Source organism: Sphingobium sp. 22B (assembly GCF_001580035.1).
GTDB lineage: Bacteria > Pseudomonadota > Alphaproteobacteria > Sphingomonadales > Sphingomonadaceae > Sphingobium > Sphingobium fuliginis.
Genome location: NZ_LTAB01000037.1, coordinates 49,346 through 66,783, shown reverse-complemented (window position 1 = coordinate 66,783; position 17,438 = coordinate 49,346). Strand labels below are relative to the sequence as shown.

The following is a 17,438-nucleotide window of genomic DNA, read 5'->3' as shown; positions in this document are numbered from 1 at the left end:
GGCCCGCGACCTGAAACGCGCCGGCGTCCGCCCCGACGGCAGCATAGACCCCGCCCTGCGCCGCGAATTGTGATGGTCCCGACCGGTTTGGGTGGATTCCTGCCATTCCCCCTCCCGCCTGCGGGAGGGGGCTAGGGGGTGGGCTGGCGCGACATCAGCGCTGTTTTGCAACGGCTAAGCTGGAAGCTCGCTACGCTCGCGCCCACCCCTAACCCTTCCCGCCTGCGGGAGGGGAAGGTCTTGAATTGGCCATTCCCCACCTGCCCATACAGCTTGAGGTGCTGCAAGCTTGACCCCCACCGCCGCTCTGCCAAAAGGGGGCCCGCAATGGCCCTCACCGCCCACTTCACCCGCCTGCCCGACCTCGCGAGCCTCGCCCCCCGCTGGCAGGCGCTGGAGTCCCGCGCCGCCGCCAGCTTCTTCCTCGGCTGGGCCTGGACCGGCGCCTGGCTGGAAAGCTACGCCGTCCGCCCCGAACTGCTCGCCGTCACCGATGCGCAGGGCCGGGACGTCGCGCTCGCCCTCTTCGGCCATGCCCTGCAACCCCGCCTGCTGGGCCGCAGCGCCACCCTGTCGCTCAACCAGTCCGGCGACCCCGGCGCCGACCGCCCCTTCATCGAATATAACGGCCTGCTCGCCGCAAAGGGCAGGGAAGGGGAGGCGACACGGGCCGCCCTCCAGGCCCTGCAAAACCGCAACGACTGGCGCACCCTCCGCCTCAGCGGCATCGCCCCCGACTCGCCGCTCCTGACAATCCCCGCCCGCCGCAAGACCCGCCTCGACCGCTCCCCGGTCTATCAGGTCGACCTCGCCGCCGTCCGCGCCGCCGACTATCTGTCGCTGCTCAGTTCCAACAGCCGCGCCCAGATCCGCCGCGCCCTCAAGGACCATGGCGGCGCGCTCCCGGCCATCGCCAAAGCCGCCCCAGCCGACATCGTCCCATGGCTGGACGAAATGCGGTCCCTCAACACCGGCCGCCACGCCGACAATGCCTGGGACGACCCCGCCTTCCGCCGCTTCGCCGCCACCCTCGCAAACCGCGACGAAAAGGTCGAACTGCTGCGCTTCACCGATGGCGGCGGAATCGTCGGCCTGCTCCTCAACTTCCTTCACGACGGCATAGCGATGAACTACCAGTCCGCCTTCGCCGCCCCCCGCGCGCCGAAGGACAAGCCCGGCCTGCTGTGCCACGCCGCCGCCGTCGACCACTACGCCGCCCGCGGCCTCGCGCTCTACTCGCTGCTCGCGGGCAAGGACCGCTACAAGCAGAGCCTCGCCACCCGCGAGGAAGCCCTTGAATGGTGGCAGGTCGACCGCTTCAGCCCCCGCCTCGAAGCCGAGGCCGCCTTGCGCAAAATCCTCAGACGCCCAGCTTCCGCATGATGCGGTAGGCGATCCGCCGCGCGCCCTGCGCCTCCGGCCGCGCCCCGATCCGCCCGACCGGCAGCCCGCGCCGCCGCAGCAGCGCGTTCAGGCTGTGCAACTCGCCCTCCGCCACGCTCCGCTCCGACCGCCACGTCACCGACAGGCTGACCGAAACGACAGGGCCATTCTCCACGAAATGCGGCGCCTTGACCGGGACATGGATCGCATCGCCCGGCAACAGCGTCACCGCCATGCCCCGCTCGCGAAACCCGTCCCGCCAGTCCAGATTGCGATGCCCGCCCGCATGGAAGGCCTCGCTCTGCACCGCCGGCACCAGTTCCTCGTCGCCCGCCGGAAAGACCGTCATCGTCTTCTCGCCCCGGATCTGGAGCAGGATATTATGCTCCGGGTCCATGTGGAACGGCGTCACGCTGCCGGGCGAGGACAGGAAGATGAACGCCTCCCGATGCAGCATCGGCCCGGTCTCCCGCTCCACCAGCGGCGCCAGTTCCGCCAGCGCCCGGTCCAGCAGCGCGCCATAATCCGCGTCCCGCTCGACATTCTTCAGCACCGCCCAACTGCCGTTGGTCTCGATGGTCCGGATCGTCTCGCCCAGCGTCAGCCCGTTGGACGGCGTATCCTCCGCCCGCACCCCCAGAGGCAGCTTGCCCAGATTATACTCGACCGAAGCGGCCGGCATCCGCTCCGCCAGCCCGGCCAGAGCCTCCAGAGTCAGCAGCGCATGCCCCGCCAGCCCATGGCTCAACTTCGCCGCCCTGTCCGGATAAGCCGCCGCGAAGGCCGCCCGCGCCTCTTCCGGAAACACCGCCGCCTCGATGGCGCTCACCGCGTTCATATCTGCCCCTTCAACCTCTGCCCCAGCGCCTCCACGCCATTGGCCAGCGCAAAGGCGACGCTTCGTCCCGCACCCCGCAGCGCGATGCGATATTGCGTGATCGTCCGCCGCTCGCCCCACAGGCTGTCGATCATCGGATGATCCGCCGCCGCGCAGCTATCCATCCAGCCAATGGCGGGATCGCCCAGCACCGCCTGCAGATTGGCGATCTCGATCAGCACCCCCGGCGAAAAGCGCCCTAGCGCCTCGTCAAAGGCGATCTTGAAGGAAAAGGCCCCTTCGCCATGCCGGAAATTGACCAGCATCGCGATCGCCCGCCCATCCAGGTCCATGCGCAGGAAATGCAGCCGCCCGTTCTCGAAAGCCGCCGCGCAGGCCGCCCGGAAGAAAGCCGCATCCTCATCCCTGCAGGCCAGCGCCGATCCTTCGGCCCCCTTCCAGCCCGCAGCCTCCAGCGCCAGAAATTCCCCGCACCACGCGGCCAGCTCCGCCCCGTCGCCCAGCAACCGGCTCCCGATCGTGCCCAGTTCGGCCAGCCGCTTCTGCAGGCGCCGCAATTCCTTGCGCTTCTTGGCCCGCACATTGGTTTCCCAATAGGCGTCCGCGTCCAGTTCCGACCGCAGCATCGCCCGGTCGTACCGATGCACCTCCCGCCGCCCGCGCCGCTGCTCGACGCACAGCGCCTCCAGCGCCGCCGCATTCGCCCCCGCCGCGTCCAGCCCCCGCAGATGCAGGAAGCCCGGCGCCCAGTCCGCCTCGTCCAGCTGCTCCAGCAATCCCCGCCACGCCGCCACTTCCTCCCCCCGCCGGATCAGCGGCGCGCCGAAGAAGCAATGATCGTGCATCCAGTTGGTGACGCAGCGCAGCGGCAACCGCCCATGCCGCGCCGCGACGACCACGGGCATCAGCCCGATCAGTTCCCCGTCCCGCTGCGCCTCCAGCATGCGCACGGCGGTGCCGCCCGCCAGATGGTCCAGCGCCGCACACAGCATGTCGGGCATGTAGAAGGCATTGGCCTCCGCCGCCGCGTCCGCCAGCGCGGCCCAGCGCGCCCGCTGCACCGGCGCATAGGCGCGCGCATGCGCCATTGCGGGATGGGAAGCCATGTCCATGCCCCCGGCCATATCCGCCAATGATTAGGGAAAGGCTAACCCGCGTTCATCGCCAGGATCATGTTCCGCACCTGCGGATAGACCTGCTTTTCCCATTTGCTGCCGGAAAAGACGCCATAATGGCCGACGCCCGGCTGCAGGTGATGGCGTTTCAGATGCGGGCGCAGGCCCGTGCAGAGCGTATGGGCGGCCGCGGTCTGGCCCACGGCGCACACGTCGTCCTTTTCCCCTTCGACCGTCAGCAGCGCCGTCTTGTGGATGGCGCCCGGATTGACCTTCCGCCCGCGATAGGTGAGTTCGCCCTTGGCCAGCAGCGTCCGCTGGAACACCTTGTCCACCGTTTCCAGATAAAATTCCGCCGTCATGTCGAGCACGGCGAAATATTCCTCGTAAAAGGTCTTGATCTTGTCCGCCTCGACCTGCCTGCCGTCGGCCAGCAGCTGGTAAAGCTCGCGGTGCGCGGCGCCATGCCGGTCCATGTTCATCGACATGAAGGCGGAAAGCTGGAGGAAGCCGGGATAGACCCGCCGGCCGCGCCCGGCATAGCGCATCGGCACCAGGCTGATCAGATTTTCCTCGAACCATTTGATCGACTGCTCATTGGCCAGTTCGTTGACGACCGTGGGCGCGGCGCGCGTGTCGATCGGTCCGCCCATCAGCGTCATGGAGCGCGGCGTCGCCGGGTCCTTGTCCTCCGACATGATCGACACCGCCGCCATGGCGGGCACGCAGGGCTGGCACACCGAAACCAGATGCGATCCCGGCCCGATTTCCTGCATGAAGGTCATGATGTAGTCGACATAATCGTCGAATCCGAAGCGCCCGGCGCTCAGCGGCACGTCCCGGGCGTTCTTCCAGTCGGTGATGTACACGTCATGGTCGCGCAGCAGCGTCTGGACGGTGTTGCGCAGCAGGGTCGAGAAATGGCCCGACATGGGGGCAACCACCAGCACCCTGGGCTGCGGCGTTTCGACATCGTCCTTCGCGAAGTGCAGCAGGTTGCCGAAGGGCAGGTCCAGCGCCACCTCTTCCCGCACGGCGACCACCGCATTGCCGCTATGAACCTCCGTTATGCCATAGGCCGGCCGGCGATGCGTCAGCTTCGCGCCCTGGAACACGTCCATCAGCGCGAACATGCGGCGGGGCATGGCCCAATCCGCCACCGGTCCCATCTTGTCCTTGAAGGAGAGAGCGATCTGAGCACCGAAGCGCGCAGGGGCCATCATGTCGTTCCAGGCCTGATAGCCGCTATATAGCATCATCATCTTGCTCAAACGCGTCCTAAGCTCTTTCGGTGCCGATTCGGTCCCATGCCGGACCGTTATACAGGTTTTGCATATTGCACCGCATCATGATTGATGAAACATAGGGATGAAGCGGGAGGAACGCCATGGCCGACGCCGAACTCACCATTTCCAGCAAGACTTATTCGTCCTGGTCCCTGCGCGGATGGCTGTTGTGCCGCATGGCCGGGCTGAAGGTCGTGGAAAAGACGATTGCGCTCGACGATCCGGAAAACCGGGCGGAATTGCTGCTTCTGTCGCCGTCCGTGCTGGTGCCCCGCCTGACCCATGAGGGGGCGGGCGTGTGGGATACGCTCGCCATTGCGGAATATCTGCATGAACTCTATCCGCATGCCGGCCTTTATCCCGCGGAGCGGATCGCGCGGGCGCACTGCCGTTCGGTTTCGGGCGAAATCCACTCCGGCTTCATCAACCTGCGCTCGGCCCTGCCCATGAACCTGAAGGTGCGGCACGAAAAGTTCCCGGTCTTTTCCGGGGCCAAGCAGGACATCGAGCGGATCGAGGAAATCTGGACCGAATGCCTCGGCGCCTATGGCGGACCCTGGCTGTTCGGGGAAAGGCCGACCGTGGCCGATGCGATGTTCGCCCCCGTGGCGCAGCGTTTCCTGACCTATGCCGTGGCGCTGTCGGAGCGGTCGGCCGCCTATTGCAACTGGAGCAACGACTGGGACCTGATGCGCGAGTGGATCGACGCCGCCCGCGGGGAGAAGGATGAGGTCGAGGAACTGGAAGTCGAATTTTAGGGCGCGCTGCGTTCAATCGCACGCAGGTCGCGCAAGCTTTTGTTGCCGCATCGTTTTAAGCGCAAAACCGGTTCCCACTTTTGCGCACGATGCTCTGGGGCGCGCTGCGTTCAATCGGACGCAGGCCGCGCGCTCTCATTTGCAGGCCGTCATAGCCTGAATGCCGATCGGTCCTGGTTCCCGATTCCGCTCAACCACTCGCCGATCATCGCGCGTCCGGCAGCGACGGCTGCGGGGCCATGGTCGGCATGATCCTGCCGAAGGGCAGTGCCGCATTGCTTCGCTATGTCGAGATCGGCCCAGAAATGCGTGAGCCAATCCTCGAAACGCGGGTCTTCGCCCATTTCCGCGTGGAATTGCAGCGCCAGCAGGTTGGGGCCGCGGCGAAAGGCCTGATGAGCATAGTTTTCGGTCGACGCCAGCAGCTCGACCCCGGTCGGCATGTCGAAAGTGTCGCTGTGCCAGTGGAGGACGGGCACGCCGTCCAGATGGCGCAGCGGGGATTCCGCGCCCGCCTCGTTCAGCATGACCGGCGCGAATCCCAACTCCATCCGCCCGCCGGGATAGACGGGCGCGCCGAGCGCGGCGGCGATCATCTGGCTGCCCAGGCAGACGCCCAGGGTCGGCAGGTCCTGCTCCAGCCGGGCGGACAGCTTTTCGATCTGGAGCGGAATCCAGGGGTGCAGGTCCTGCTCATAGACGCCCATCGGGCCGCCCATCATGATCAACAGGTCCGGGGTGCAGAGGTCGACATCGGCAAAGTCGGGGCTGGCGACGTCGATCCGTTCGATCGCATAGCCCGCGGCCTCGATCGGCTGGAGATAGCCTGCCGCTCCCTCCCGCGGCACATGTCGGACGATCAGCGCTTTCTTCATCTCCACCATGCTGGTAGCCAAAGAGAACATGGCCTGCCACCCCAGCCTTTCTTGGGTTTTTGAAATGAGGGCTATTGGCGGGCGATGCGCATCAACGCGACCGCGCCTATGCCGAGCCAGATGATGTTGAGCACCATCGAGGGGATGGCGCCGTGCCACCATGTGTTGAGGATGAACAGCGTCGAACCCAGAGCGTTCATCCCTTGGAACAGGGCCGACTTGCCGGACACATGCCCGCTCGACACGAGCAGATAGGCGCCCAACACCAGCAACGCGCCCAGCCATCCGGCGATTTCGACAAGGATCGGCAATCCATCCCCCAGGAAAAGGGATGGTCTAGCTTGCCGAAGGCGGACCTGAATAGTGGCTTTGGGTGATCTGGACTCGATCCGGGCAAGTCGCGTGTCTGCAAGGGCCGGTCCCAGTCCCGCCCTTATGCAGTCCCACCCTTATGCAGTCCCACCCTCATCCAATATCCCATCTGGCCGGGGCTACCGGACGCCAATGCTTCCCCTCCCCTTCAGGGGAGGGGACCGAGGGGTGGGGGCGTGCCCCACGCGCAAACTCAGCCTGTAGAGGCACTCCCCCACCCCAACCCTTCAAACGAGTCACGTGCCTCGTTTGACCCTGAAGGGGAGGGGCTTGATGGCAGGAAACCACCCATTTCCGCCAGCCCATCCGCATCCCTCCCCGGCAATTTTTAGGGACTAACACGGAGCTTCTGGGGAAAGCCCTTTACATCGCCTCCCGGATTGTCTGTGAAAGACTCCAGCGCCAAGGCAAGGACAGGAACCCGCAACCCATGACAATCCTCGTGACCGGCGCCGCCGGCTTCATCGGCATGGCCGTCGCGGACCGTCTTCTGTCCGAAGGCCGCGCCGTCTTCGGCATCGACAATATGAACGACTATTACCCCGTCTCGCTGAAGCGGGACCGGATCGCCGCCCTGCACGATCGCCATGGCGGCCTGTTCACCTTCGCGGAGCTGGACTTCGCCGACATGGACGCGCTCCAGACGGCGCTGCACGACCATCCCGTCGACGCGATCGTCCATCTGGGGGCGCAGGCGGGCGTGCGCTATTCGCTGATCAACCCGCACGCCTATGTCCGCTCCAACCTCGCGGGCCATGTCAACATGCTGGAAGTGGCGCGGGAAAGGCGGGTGCGGCACCTCGTCTACGCCTCCTCCTCCTCGGTCTATGGCGGCAACGACACGCTGCCCTTCCGGGTGGAGGATCGCGCCGACCACCCCGTCTCGCTCTATGCCGCGACCAAGCGCGCGGACGAGCTGATGAGCGAGACCTACGCCCATCTCTTCCGCATTCCCATGACGGGCCTGCGATTCTTCACCGTCTACGGCCCGTGGGGCCGCCCCGACATGGCGATGTGGATCTTCACCTCGAAAATCCTCTCGGGCCAGCCGATCCCCGTCTTCAACCACGGCCGGATGCAGCGCGACTTCACCTATATAGACGACATCGTCAGCGGCGTGATCGGCTGCCTCGACCATGCGCCGGAAGATGACGGCGCGCCCAAGGCGGGGGGCAGCCGCTCGCCCCACCGGCTCTACAATATCGGCAACAACCGGCCCGAGGAGTTGATGCACCTCATCTCCGTCCTGGAGGAAGCCTGCGGCCGCAAGGCGGAGATCGACTTCCAGCCGATGCAGCCGGGAGACGTGCCGGCGACCTTCGCGGACATCAGCGCCATCGCGCAGGACATCGGCTTCGCGCCGACCACCGGGATCGAACTGGGGGTGCCCCGCTTCGTCGACTGGTACCGCGCCTATCATGGTGGGGCGGCAGGCGCATAAACGGCGCCCTTTACAGGTTTATTCCCCTGAGCGTGGCGCAATGCAGCACGGCGCCCCACAACCGCTTCCCTCGTAAAAGGTTCCGCCATCCGCCGATATTATTCGGCGGCTCATCGCTTTTTCATCCATTGTGGCGTTAATGGCGCGGAAATCATCATTCGCGCTTGCGAAATCGATTGCCAATACTAGGGGAAGACGCTTATCCCCGGCAGCCGGGTGCCGGTCGTTTCGACCGGTCGGGTCGCGGAACGAGGTAAGGACGGAACACCCTGGGACGGTGGATCGTCGCCGCTGTCGTCAGTCGGAAAAAGCCGGCGGCGGCGGTGGAAAAAAGGGCTTACGCGTGTCGACAGTAACGAAGATCGTGCCATTCGGCTCAGGCGGGCGCATTGCGGAAACCGCGCGCCGGACATTGTCCATCGCGGCCGAAGGGCTGAGCGCTCTCGAAAACCAGTTCAACGACCGGGAATTTTCGGCGACCTTCCTGCGGCTGGTCGGCATCATCATGAATGTGCGCGGCCGCCTGATCGTCACCGGCATGGGCAAGAGCGGCATCGTCGCGCGCAAGATGACGGCGACGCTCACCTCGACCGGCACGCCCGCCATCTTCCTGCACCCCGCCGACGCGGGCCATGGCGATCTGGGCATGGTCACGCCGGACGACGTCGTGCTGATGCTGTCCCATTCGGGCGAATCCAACGAACTCGGCCCGATCATCCAATATTGCAAGCGCTTCGCCATCCCCCTGCTGGGCATGACCGCGCGCAAGCGCAGCACGGTCGCGGCGGCGTCCGACATCTGCATCCTGATGCCCGACGTGAAGGAAGCGTGCCCCAATTCGCTGGCGCCCACCACCTCCACCACGATCCAGATGGCCTTCGGGGACGCGCTCGCCATCGCGCTCATGGAAATGCGCGGCTTCTCGGCGGACGACTTCCATAAATTCCATCCCAATGGCCGGCTCGGCGCGCAGCTCGTCAAGGTGCGCGAACTCATGGCCTCGGGCGGCGACGTGCCCCGCGTGGAGGAGGACGCCTCGCTGCTCGACGCCACCATCGAAATGACCCGCGCCCGGCTTGGCGGCACGGCGGTGGTCAACGGCAAGGGCGAACTGATCGGCGCCTTCACCGACGGCGACCTGCGCCGCACCGTCACCGGCACCCGCCACATGAACGAGCCGGTCGGCCGCTACATGACGGTCAGGCCCGTGTCGGTCGGCCCGGAAGAACTGGCTTCCGAAGCGCTCCGCCTGATGCACGACCATAATATCACGCTCCTCTTCGTCTGCGAAAAGGACCGCCTGGTCGGCGCGCTCCACATGCACGACCTCCTCCACGCGGGCGTCGCCTGAGCGCCATTCGCCCCAGGGACGACCACACTCGCGCAAAGGCGAAAGCCGGGGCGGACAAATTCGGGGTTCTTCAGCCTGATCGATTTGGGTGGAAAGCGGACACCCCCATTATCCCTCTCCCTCGAGGGAGAGGGCTGCGCAGACTTGGCAGCTTGCTGCCTAGTCGTAGCTGGGTGAGGGGGTTGCGATCCAACGGATCGCGCGGGCCNATCCCTCTCCCTCGAGGGAGAGGGCTGCGCAGACTTGGCAGCTTGCTGCCTAGTCGTAGCTGGGTGAGGGGGTTGCGATCCAACGGATCGCGCGGGCCGCAGGCCCGCTCCCCCTTATCCAGATCAGCCCAGGCTCCTTCGTCGCCAAGGCTTCCCATCCTTCTCCCTCCATGGATAAGGAAGGTCGTAAAATGGCCATGTCCCCCATCCCGATCCGTCCACCCAGCCCGGTCCCGCCCCCTGACCGCCTTTCCGCACATGCCCCTTCACGCAGCTCCTCAACGGCATTGCTCCTGAAATGACCCCGCCCACCCTCATCGTCATCCCCGCCCGCGCCGGCTCCTCCCGCCTCCCGCGCAAGCCGCTGCGCCTGATCGCGGGCCGCACGCTGCTGCACCGGACCATCGCCATGGCCCGCGCCGCCACGACCGGCCTCTCCGACATCCAGCTGCTCGTCGCCACCGACGACGCGGAAATCGCCGCCCACGCCCGCGCCGCGGGCTGCGACGCCGCCCTGACCGACAGCGCCATCGCCACCGGTTCCGGCCGCGCCCTCGCCGCCGCCCGCCAGTGCGACAGCCAACCCCGCTTCATCGTCAACCTCCAGGGCGACAGCCCCTTCCAGCCTCAGGACGCCCTCCGCGCCGTCATCGCCGCGCTGGAATCCGGCGCACAGGTCGCCACCCCCGTCATCGCCCTCGACTGGCCCGCGCTCGACGCCCTGCGCGACCACAAGACCCGCTCGCCCTTCAGCGGCACCACCTGCGCCCGCGCGCCCGACGGCCGCGCCCTCTGGTTCTCGAAGACCATCATCCCCGCCATCCGCAACGAGGACGCCCTGCGCCAAAGCCAGCCGCTTTCCCCGGTCTGGCGCCATGTCGGCCTCTACGGCTACACGCTCGAAGCCCTGACCCGCTTCGAAGCCACGCCCCCCACGGCGCTGGAAAATCTCGAAGGCCTCGAACAGCTCCGCCTGCTCGAACTCGGCATCCCCGTCACCACCGTCCCGGTATCCCCGCCGGTCTTCGACAGCTCCGGCATCGACACCGAAGCCGACATCGCCCGTGCCGAGGCGCTGATCGCCGCCCATGGCGATCCCACCCCCTGATCCTCAACATCTTCCGTTCGTTTCGAGCGAAGTCGGGAAACATCATCGGTCCATGCGCCGCATCTTCATCATCCGCCACGGCAACACCTTCGAAAGCAGCGCGCAGGCCCGCCGCATCGGCGCGCGCACCGACATTCCGCTGGTGGAAAGCGGCCATGCCCAGGCCGACCGCCTCGGCGTCTGGTTCGCGGCGCAGAACTTGCCGATCCGCCGCCTCCACAGCAGCCCGCTCCTCCGCGCCCGGCAGACCGCCGCCCGCATCGCCGCCGCCACCGGCCACGCCAGCGACGGCTCCCTTCCCTGGCTCAACGAGATCGACCACGGCCCCGACGAAGGCCAACCCGAAGCGCAGGTCCTGACCCGCCTCGGCCCCCAGGCCCTAGCCGCCTGGGACGAACAGGGCATCCCCCCCAAGGACTGGAAAGTCGACGCCGAACCGCGCATCGCCGCCTGGAAGCAATGGTTCGCGCAAGCAGGGGAGGGCGCCGATCTCCTCGTCACCAGCAACGGCGCCGCCCGCTTCGCGCTCCTTGCGCTAGGCCTGCCGCTCGCCGACCTCAAACTCCGCACCGGCGCCTTCGGCGAACTGACGGTGGGGGGAGGGGGCGAGGTCGATCTCATCCGGTGGGACGTCCGCCCATAACCGCCGCCGAAAGCCCAAAACGGCAACCAACGGCAGTCAGCAAACCCCCATTATCCCTCTCCCTCAAGGGAGAGGGCTGCGCAGACTTGGCAGCTTGCTGCCTAGTCGTAGCTGGGTGAGGGGGTTGCGACCCAACGGATCGCGCGGGCCGCAGGCCCGCCCCCTTCATCCAACTCCGCCCAAGCTCCTTACGTCGCCCAAGCTCCTTACGTCGCCCCGGCTCAATCCTTCCGCTGCGGCACCGTGAAAGTCCCCGACACGCGCCCGCCCGAGCCGCTCCCGGAAACCCCCGGACCGCCGCCCCCGGCAGCCCGCCCGTCCACGGTCGAGCGCCCGCTGGTCAGGTCGATCACCAGCCGCCCCCCGGTCAGCCGGTTCGCCCCCTGCGTCAGCGACACATTGCCCAGCATGGTGATCAGCCTGCTGTTGAGATCGTAGATCGCGACATTGCCCTTCGCCGTCTGGTCCGCCTTGCGCACCACGACATTGCCGGACGCATCGATCCGGTCGATCTCCACGCCGCCCGGCCCGGTCCCGCCCCCCGGCTGGTTCCGGTAAGCCACCGTCATCCGCGCCGCATTCAGCGTCATGCCCGCCTGCGTCACCTCAACATTGCCCGACACCACGACGCGGTCGGCGCGGTCCTGCACCTCGATCCGGTCGGCGGTGAAGTTGACCGGCGCATTGCTGTCATGATTCTTCAGCACCTGCGCGTCCGCCCCCGCATAAAGGAGGCCCGCCGCGCCCACCGCGCCCAGCGACAGCAAAAGAAGGGGCTTTCTCATCACCTTTGCCCTTTGAGACCATTTTGTTCGATACGCAAGCTCGCCCGCCCGTTCAGCGTCACCGTCCGAGCGCTCAGGTCGGCCTCCAGATGGTCGCCGCTGAACGTTCCGATGGGTATCCGCCCGTCGACCCGCCCCGCGCTCTGCATCCGCCGCGTCTTGAGGTCCACGCCCACGTCCCGCGTGGTCATCCGGTATCCGCCCTCCGACTGGAACTGCACCGGCCCGTCGATCGCGACCCGCTCGGTATCCATGTCGTACCGCCCCTTCTGCGCCCGCAGCAGCGCCTGCCCGTCGGACAGCAGGATCCGCGCCGACATGTCGTTAAGGTCGACGATCGGCTCGCGCGAACTCTTCTGCACGGCAGAACCCGCCCGCAGGGAAAAGGGCTGCCCCTTGCTGTCCTCCCCGCGATAGAGCGCCTCGGTCACGCGCATCCGCTCCTTCGCCACCTCGACCTTGTTCTTGTCGAGCACGAAGCTCACCTTGTCTCCCCCGGTGAAGGGCGCCGTCGCCAGCAACGCCGCCAGCACGCCCACCGACACCGGCAACCAGTTCTTGAGCAGCCCGACCAGCCGGTCGTGGCTCCCCCCCGGCCGCGCCCAGTGACGGCGCACATTGCGTTGCTGATCGGCCTGTATCGACATGGGTTCAGCCCTCACATATGCGCGAAGATGTCGATCTCCGGCCAACCCGCCAGGTCCAGCTCCGCCCGGTGCGGCAGGAAATCGAAACAGGCCTGCGCCAGTTCCATCCGCCCCTCGCGCACCAGCCGCTTGTCCAGCTCCGCCTTCAACGCATGCAGGTACCGGACGTCCGACGCCGCATAATCCTTCTGCGCGTCGGACAGCACGGGCGCGCCCCAGTCGCTCGACTGCTGCTGCTTGCTGATCTCCTGCCCCAGCAGCTCGCGCACCAGTTCTTTAAGGCCATGCCGGTCGGTATAGGTCCGCACCAGCCGCGACGCGATCTTGGTGCAATAGACGGGCGCCGCCACCACGCCCAGATAATGGCGTATCGCCGCAATGTCGAAACGCCCGAAATGATAGAGCTTCAGCCGCTCCGGATCGGCCAGCGCCGCGCGCAGGTTCGGCGCGGCATAATCGCTGCCGGGGTTGAAGCGGACCAGATGCTCGTCCCCCCCGCCGTCGCTGATCTGCACGACGCACAGGCGGTCGCGGGGCGTGATCAGCCCCATGGTTTCGGTGTCGACGGCGATCGGGCCGGGGGCAAGGACGCCCTCGGGCAAATCCTCTTCATGGAAATGGACGGTCATGCTTCCCCTCTATGGCCAAAGCCGCCGGTTCGCAATCGCCCCTTGGCGACCGGGAACGAAAGGCGACCGGGGCGGTCGCAAAGCCGCCATTTTCAGGCCTTTTACCCGCCTCAAAAATCATTCGCCTGTCCCGGAAAAGTTGATATAGTGATTCCCAAACCGCGCGTGAGCGGTGGATTCTGCATGTCATTCGCCCGACATGCTTGTCTGGTTTAGTCTGGGGCGAAGCGAAAGTGACCAACAGGGCATGAGTTTTGATAGAGGTCGCCGCGGCGGGCGCGGCAAGGACAAGCGCGACAGTTTCGGCGACGACAGTTTCTATGAAGGCGGCCGTGGCGGCTTCGGCGGTGGGTTCGACCGCGGCGGTTTCGGTGGTGATCGTGGTGGCTTCGGCGGCGGCGACCGCTTCGGTGGCGGCGGCGGTGGTGGCTTCGGCGGCGACCGTGGCGGTTTCGGCGGCGGCGGTGGCGGCGGCTTTGGCGGTGGTCGCGGCGGCGGCGGCGGTTTCGGCGGCGGTGGCCGCGGCATGCCCGCGCAGGTCGTCGGTGAAGGCACCGGCGTGGTCAAATTCTTCAACGGGCAGAAGGGCTTCGGCTTCATCGTCCGCGACGATGGCGGCGAAGACGTGTTCGTCCACATCAGCGCCGTCGAGCAGGCGGGCCTGACGGGCCTCGCCGAAGGCCAGCCGCTCGGCTTCACCCTGGTGGATCGCGGCGGCAAGGTGTCGGCCACCGATCTCAAGATCGAGGGCGAACCGCTCCCCGTCACCGAACGCGCCCCCCGCGAACCCCGCGCCGGCGGCTTCGGCGATCGCCCGGGCGGTGGCGACCGCGGCCCGCAGCGCCAGCTCACCGGCGAACGCGCCAGCGGCACGGTCAAGTTCTTCAACGCAATGAAGGGCTTCGGCTTCATCCAGCGCGACGACGGCCAGCCCGACGCATTCGTGCACATCAGCGCCGTCGAACGCGCTGGCATGAGCGCCCTGAATGAAGGAGACCGCCTCGACTTCGAACTGGAAGTCGACCGCCGCGGCAAATATGCGGCCGTCAACCTTCAGACGAAGGCCGACTAAAGAACGGCCTGCCCGCTTTAGGGAGAGGATAAAAGGGGTCGCCTGCCCGGCGGCCCCTTTTTTTATCTATGGAATGTTATTGGCCAGTGCGCCCGATAAGATGGCCGATGAGTCGGGCGCCGCTATCTTTGTGAGTCATCTTAAATAATAACCCTAGTTCGATTCCCTTGGGGCCAAACAAGCGTCCGATAAATTGACCTGAATACTTCCCGTCGATACTGGTCACGTCGCCACTAATGGAAGTGCCGGAGGACGAGATAGTTCCAGTCAAATTTAGGGTCAAATAGGTTACAGGCTGCAATGCATCATATGCCGAAATAGTGGCTGTTATTTCTCCGGTTTGATGATCGATTTTTACATAGAAATTCGATGCCACTATCGTATTATTCTGCGGCCCGCGCTGAGAAATGGCTAAGTTACTGGAATAATTTGAAGTGCCGGAACGAGGTATGTCGGGCAAAGTGGTTGCTGATCCACCAAGATAGATGCGCTCTACAATTTTTGTATCAACTTGGGATGGAGCGGAGACATCTTGTATCGAAGACGATTGGCCTGCTTCATTTATATAAAGAATATCTGGGCGTGGCCTACCAACGCCCAACCTTTGATAACCATATGATAGTGACCGGCTGTAGTTGATCAGGTCAGATCGATCGATATTCATCTCCGACGCGTTGAATTCCGTGAAATCGCCATCAAAGCTCGCCTGCAGGCTTTTTGTAGAGGCGGTATATTTGATGAATGTGTCGAGCGTGCCGCGATTGAACGCGGTTTCGCCCAAATCGAACTTTTCATCCTGAAGCACATGCTCGACCGCCAGCGCTGCAAAGCTGACGTCCTGCGATGGATCGAACGCGATTGGATATGAAGGCGCAGGGGTTGGTGTGGGGCTCGGTGTTGGCGTCGGTGCAGGATTTGGTGTGGGCGAAGGCGGACTGATGACTTGTCCGTTATCTGACTCGCCGCCTCCGCAGGAACACAAAAACGCACATGATAGGATAAATGCTCGTTTCACGCTCTTATTCACAAAGTTCTCCCCCATCAGCGGTGAGCTAAGCCCACGCTGCTACTGCCCCACATGGCCATACTAAACAGTATGTTAGCTCCAAAATGGCACTTCCGCTAACAGCGACCTGTAGTGAGATCAAGCTGACATTGAGCGTTGGAGGGCTGGGCGAGGTCGGTGGAATTTGGCGTATGCAGATACGATAAGTTCTGAACCCGAAATTCTTGTCAGGTGAGCAGGGCAATGTACAGGATATGGCGATCATCCCAAGCTGGAGCGCGCTGCGTCAAATCGGACGCGGTTCGCGCGCTCCAAGTTTTGTAGTCGTATCATTTTGAGCGGAAAACCGGCTCCCACTTTTTCGCACGATGCTAATGGGGATTGATAGCTCAGCCTCCCTTGGAATCCTCAAACCCGCCGAAACGGAAACGGCGCCACTGTCCGCTCATAGCCATGCAGATCCAGCGCCCGCGTCACCGGCGGCAAAGCGCGATCCGGACACCCCCGCCGCTCGCACAGATGGCAGGTCGGCCCCACCCCGGTCGCCGCGCCCTTCTCCAGATCGATCCCGTCGGCATGCACGATCCGCGCCCCATGCTTCGCCTCGCAGCCCAGCGCGATCACCGACCGCCCCCGCGCGCCGCCCTCCTTGGGTAATCCCACCGTCAGGCTGACGAAGCGCCGCCCGTCCACCGTCTCGATCAGTTGCGTATGCACCGCATCCGGCGCCTGCCCCTCATGCGCGTCCCAGCGCGGGCAGGTGCCCCCCAGCCGCGCAAAGGGCCACGCCTCCCCGTCGAAGCGCTTCGACACGATGCCCGCCCGGTCCACCTTCGCCATGAAGAAGGGCACGCCCCGCGCCCCCGTCCGTCCCAGGCTGGTCAGCCGGTGCGCCAATTGCTCCATCGACACGCCGAAGCGCGCCCGCAGCAGCGGCAGGTCGTGCCGGCTCTGCTCCGCCGCCTTGGCGAAACGGTCATAGGGCATGATCAGCGCCGCCGCCGCATAGTTGGTGAGCGCGATCCCGGCAAGGCGGCGGCTGTCCTCGTCCGGCGGCCCCGCCCGCGCCACCTGCCCGCTTATCGCGTCCGCCAGTTCCTGCGCGCAAAGCTGATAGGCCACCGCGAACAGCCGCCCCGAAGAGGCCAGCCGCTCGCTCAGCAACAGCCGCCGCCGGTGCATGTCATAATGGCGCAGCGTTCCCGCCAGCACATCCTCCCGCACGATCTGCACGGCCATGCCATGCCGCTCCTTCAGCCGCGCCCGGATGCCCGCCTGCAAGGCGGAAGGATCGTCGCCCAGTTCCCCCGCCAGCGACTCCGCCGCCGCATCCAGTTCCGCGAAATGATTGCCCGCCCGCGCGATCGTCTCGCGCAGCCAGTCGAGCGGCGCATGAAGCGGCGCCACGCTCCCCGGCGCCCCCGCCAGTCCGGACGCCACCTGCTCCGGCAGGCGCCGCAAATCGCTGAGCGCCCGGTAAAATCGGCCGATCGCCTCGCTCACCCCCGGATAATTTTCCGCGACCTCCAGCACTTCGTCGCGGGCGATGCCGATGTCGCGCACCAGCGCGTCAGACAATATCTCCCCCAGCGCGCTGGCGGCCCCTTCCTGCGTGCTGGCGACGAAATCGCGAATGTCGATGTCATAGACATTGGCCAGCCGCAGCAGCATCTGCGCCGTCAATGGCCGCTGGTTGCGCTCCAGATGGTTGAGGTAGCTGGGCGACACCCCCAGTTCCTCCGCCATCCGCGTCTGGTTCAGCCCCAGCTCCCGCCGCAAAACCCGCAGCTTCGGCCCCAAATAGAGTTTCCGGTCATCCGCCATACTGTCACTATGTCAAAAAATGACAATATGAACAAGTCACCGCATGACACCGCTTCACTAATCGGCCTTCATTGACCGACTCGTTCATGGTTTGAT

Annotated in this window: 17 protein-coding genes; 7 read left to right on the top strand and 10 right to left on the bottom strand. The window is 65.5% G+C overall.

All coding sequences use genetic code 11. From position 1 onward, the window contains the following. The first annotated feature begins 327 nt into the window (after positions 1-327). Positions 328-1,383 carry a GNAT family N-acetyltransferase gene (locus tag A0J57_RS22495; RefSeq protein WP_061939290.1) on the top strand — a complete coding sequence of 352 codons (1,056 nt, stop codon included), beginning with the start codon at positions 328-330 and terminating at the stop codon, positions 1,381-1,383. Here the strand turns inward: A0J57_RS22495 and A0J57_RS22490 are convergent. Genes A0J57_RS22490 through A0J57_RS22480 form a run of 3 tightly spaced genes read right to left on the bottom strand, consistent with a single transcriptional unit; the run spans position 1,361 to position 4,598 of the window. Next, positions 1,361-2,221: a cupin-like domain-containing protein gene (locus A0J57_RS22490; RefSeq protein ID WP_044661364.1), complete on the bottom strand. Its 861-nt coding sequence runs from the start codon at positions 2,219-2,221 to the stop codon at positions 1,361-1,363. The two genes, A0J57_RS22495 and A0J57_RS22490, sit on opposite strands and share 23 nt — an antisense overlap. Beyond that, complete coding sequence (locus tag A0J57_RS22485; RefSeq protein WP_061939355.1) at positions 2,218-3,333, bottom strand: GNAT family N-acetyltransferase; 1,116 nt, start codon at positions 3,331-3,333, stop codon at positions 2,218-2,220. The genes A0J57_RS22490 and A0J57_RS22485 overlap by 4 nt, the downstream gene beginning before the upstream one ends. Before the next feature lie 35 nt (positions 3,334-3,368). After that, complete coding sequence (locus tag A0J57_RS22480; protein ID WP_061939353.1) at positions 3,369-4,598, bottom strand: polyhydroxyalkanoate depolymerase; 1,230 nt, start codon at positions 4,596-4,598, stop codon at positions 3,369-3,371. A gap of 125 nt (positions 4,599-4,723) precedes the next feature. Between A0J57_RS22480 and A0J57_RS22475 the strand changes: the two genes are divergently transcribed. Continuing rightward, entirely contained in the window at positions 4,724-5,380 is a 657-nt protein-coding gene (locus A0J57_RS22475; protein WP_044661365.1) for a glutathione S-transferase, read from the top strand. A 149-nt stretch (positions 5,381-5,529) separates the two neighbouring features. On the opposite strand, the gene A0J57_RS22470 is transcribed toward A0J57_RS22475, so the two are convergent. After that, positions 5,530-6,255, bottom strand: a complete 726-nt coding sequence (locus A0J57_RS22470) for a glutamine amidotransferase (RefSeq protein WP_061939351.1) — start codon at positions 6,253-6,255, stop codon at positions 5,530-5,532. 71 nt (positions 6,256-6,326) lie between these two features. Further along, the gene (locus A0J57_RS22465) at positions 6,327-6,566 is read right to left on the bottom strand and encodes a hypothetical protein (RefSeq protein WP_044661366.1); all 240 of its coding nucleotides are present in this window, start codon (positions 6,564-6,566) and stop codon (positions 6,327-6,329) included. Positions 6,567-7,057: 491 nt separating this feature from the next. Here A0J57_RS22465 and A0J57_RS22460 point away from each other — a divergent pair, with 491 nt between their 5' ends. From A0J57_RS22460 to A0J57_RS22445, 4 genes are all read left to right on the top strand, one after another. Then, on the top strand, positions 7,058-8,068 hold the full coding sequence (locus A0J57_RS22460; protein WP_048576285.1) for an NAD-dependent epimerase/dehydratase family protein: 1,011 nt from the start codon (positions 7,058-7,060) through the stop codon (positions 8,066-8,068). Between the two features lie 343 nt (positions 8,069-8,411). Then, complete coding sequence (locus A0J57_RS22455; RefSeq protein WP_044661368.1) at positions 8,412-9,419, top strand: SIS domain-containing protein; 1,008 nt, start codon at positions 8,412-8,414, stop codon at positions 9,417-9,419. 507 nt (positions 9,420-9,926) lie between these two features. Continuing rightward, on the top strand, positions 9,927-10,736 hold the full coding sequence (gene kdsB, locus A0J57_RS22450) for a 3-deoxy-manno-octulosonate cytidylyltransferase (protein ID WP_062017416.1): 810 nt from the start codon (positions 9,927-9,929) through the stop codon (positions 10,734-10,736). A gap of 52 nt (positions 10,737-10,788) precedes the next feature. Further along, a complete protein-coding gene (locus A0J57_RS22445) occupies positions 10,789-11,379 on the top strand; it encodes a histidine phosphatase family protein (protein WP_061940346.1) in 591 nt (196 codons plus the stop codon). A 221-nt stretch (positions 11,380-11,600) separates the two neighbouring features. Here the strand turns inward: A0J57_RS22445 and A0J57_RS22440 are convergent, their stop codons facing one another. Genes A0J57_RS22440 through A0J57_RS22430 form a run of 3 tightly spaced genes read right to left on the bottom strand, consistent with a single transcriptional unit; the run spans position 11,601 to position 13,440 of the window. Beyond that, entirely contained in the window at positions 11,601-12,164 is a 564-nt protein-coding gene (locus tag A0J57_RS22440) for an LptA/OstA family protein (protein ID WP_061940344.1), read from the bottom strand. After that, entirely contained in the window at positions 12,164-12,811 is a 648-nt protein-coding gene (gene lptC / locus A0J57_RS22435; RefSeq protein WP_044661371.1) for an LPS export ABC transporter periplasmic protein LptC, read from the bottom strand. Before lptC ends, A0J57_RS22440 begins: the two co-directional genes overlap by 1 nt. 11 nt (positions 12,812-12,822) lie before the next feature. Continuing rightward, a complete protein-coding gene (locus A0J57_RS22430; RefSeq protein ID WP_025552208.1) occupies positions 12,823-13,440 on the bottom strand; it encodes a ribonuclease D in 618 nt (205 codons plus the stop codon). A gap of 247 nt (positions 13,441-13,687) precedes the next feature. Here A0J57_RS22430 and A0J57_RS27310 point away from each other — a divergent pair, with 247 nt between their 5' ends. Beyond that, positions 13,688-14,512, top strand: a complete 825-nt coding sequence (locus A0J57_RS27310; protein ID WP_061940342.1) for a cold-shock protein — start codon at positions 13,688-13,690, stop codon at positions 14,510-14,512. 76 nt (positions 14,513-14,588) lie between these two features. Here the strand turns inward: A0J57_RS27310 and A0J57_RS26175 are convergent, their stop codons facing one another. Then, entirely contained in the window at positions 14,589-15,539 is a 951-nt protein-coding gene (locus A0J57_RS26175; RefSeq protein WP_153017886.1) for a hypothetical protein, read from the bottom strand. Between the two features lie 387 nt (positions 15,540-15,926). Then, positions 15,927-17,342, bottom strand: coding sequence for a short-chain fatty acyl-CoA regulator family protein (locus A0J57_RS22420; RefSeq protein WP_025551113.1), 1,416 nt, complete (start codon positions 17,340-17,342; stop codon positions 15,927-15,929). Positions 17,343-17,438: the final 96 nt, after the last annotated feature.

Excerpts from the sequence above, each read along its gene's own strand:
- A0J57_RS22430 (WP_025552208.1), bottom strand. The coding sequence starts at position 13,440 with ATGACCGTCCATTTCCATGAAGAGGATTTGCCCGAGGGCGTCCTTGCC.
- A0J57_RS27310 (WP_061940342.1), top strand. The coding sequence starts at position 13,688 with ATGAGTTTTGATAGAGGTCGCCGCGGCGGGCGCGGCAAGGACAAGCGC.
- A0J57_RS22470 (WP_061939351.1), bottom strand. The coding sequence starts at position 6,255 with ATGAAGAAAGCGCTGATCGTCCGACATGTGCCGCGGGAGGGAGCGGCA.
- A0J57_RS22480 (WP_061939353.1), bottom strand. The coding sequence starts at position 4,598 with ATGATGATGCTATATAGCGGCTATCAGGCCTGGAACGACATGATGGCC.
- kdsB (WP_062017416.1), top strand. The coding sequence starts at position 9,927 with ATGACCCCGCCCACCCTCATCGTCATCCCCGCCCGCGCCGGCTCCTCC.
- A0J57_RS22420 (WP_025551113.1), bottom strand. The coding sequence starts at position 17,342 with ATGGCGGATGACCGGAAACTCTATTTGGGGCCGAAGCTGCGGGTTTTG.
- A0J57_RS22495 (WP_061939290.1), top strand. The coding sequence starts at position 328 with ATGGCCCTCACCGCCCACTTCACCCGCCTGCCCGACCTCGCGAGCCTC.
- A0J57_RS22475 (WP_044661365.1), top strand. The coding sequence starts at position 4,724 with ATGGCCGACGCCGAACTCACCATTTCCAGCAAGACTTATTCGTCCTGG.
- A0J57_RS22445 (WP_061940346.1), top strand. The coding sequence starts at position 10,789 with ATGCGCCGCATCTTCATCATCCGCCACGGCAACACCTTCGAAAGCAGC.
- A0J57_RS22440 (WP_061940344.1), bottom strand. The coding sequence starts at position 12,164 with ATGAGAAAGCCCCTTCTTTTGCTGTCGCTGGGCGCGGTGGGCGCGGCG.
- A0J57_RS22485 (WP_061939355.1), bottom strand. The coding sequence starts at position 3,333 with ATGGACATGGCTTCCCATCCCGCAATGGCGCATGCGCGCGCCTATGCG.
- lptC (WP_044661371.1), bottom strand. The coding sequence starts at position 12,811 with ATGTCGATACAGGCCGATCAGCAACGCAATGTGCGCCGTCACTGGGCG.
- A0J57_RS22460 (WP_048576285.1), top strand. The coding sequence starts at position 7,058 with ATGACAATCCTCGTGACCGGCGCCGCCGGCTTCATCGGCATGGCCGTC.
- A0J57_RS22490 (WP_044661364.1), bottom strand. The coding sequence starts at position 2,221 with ATGAACGCGGTGAGCGCCATCGAGGCGGCGGTGTTTCCGGAAGAGGCG.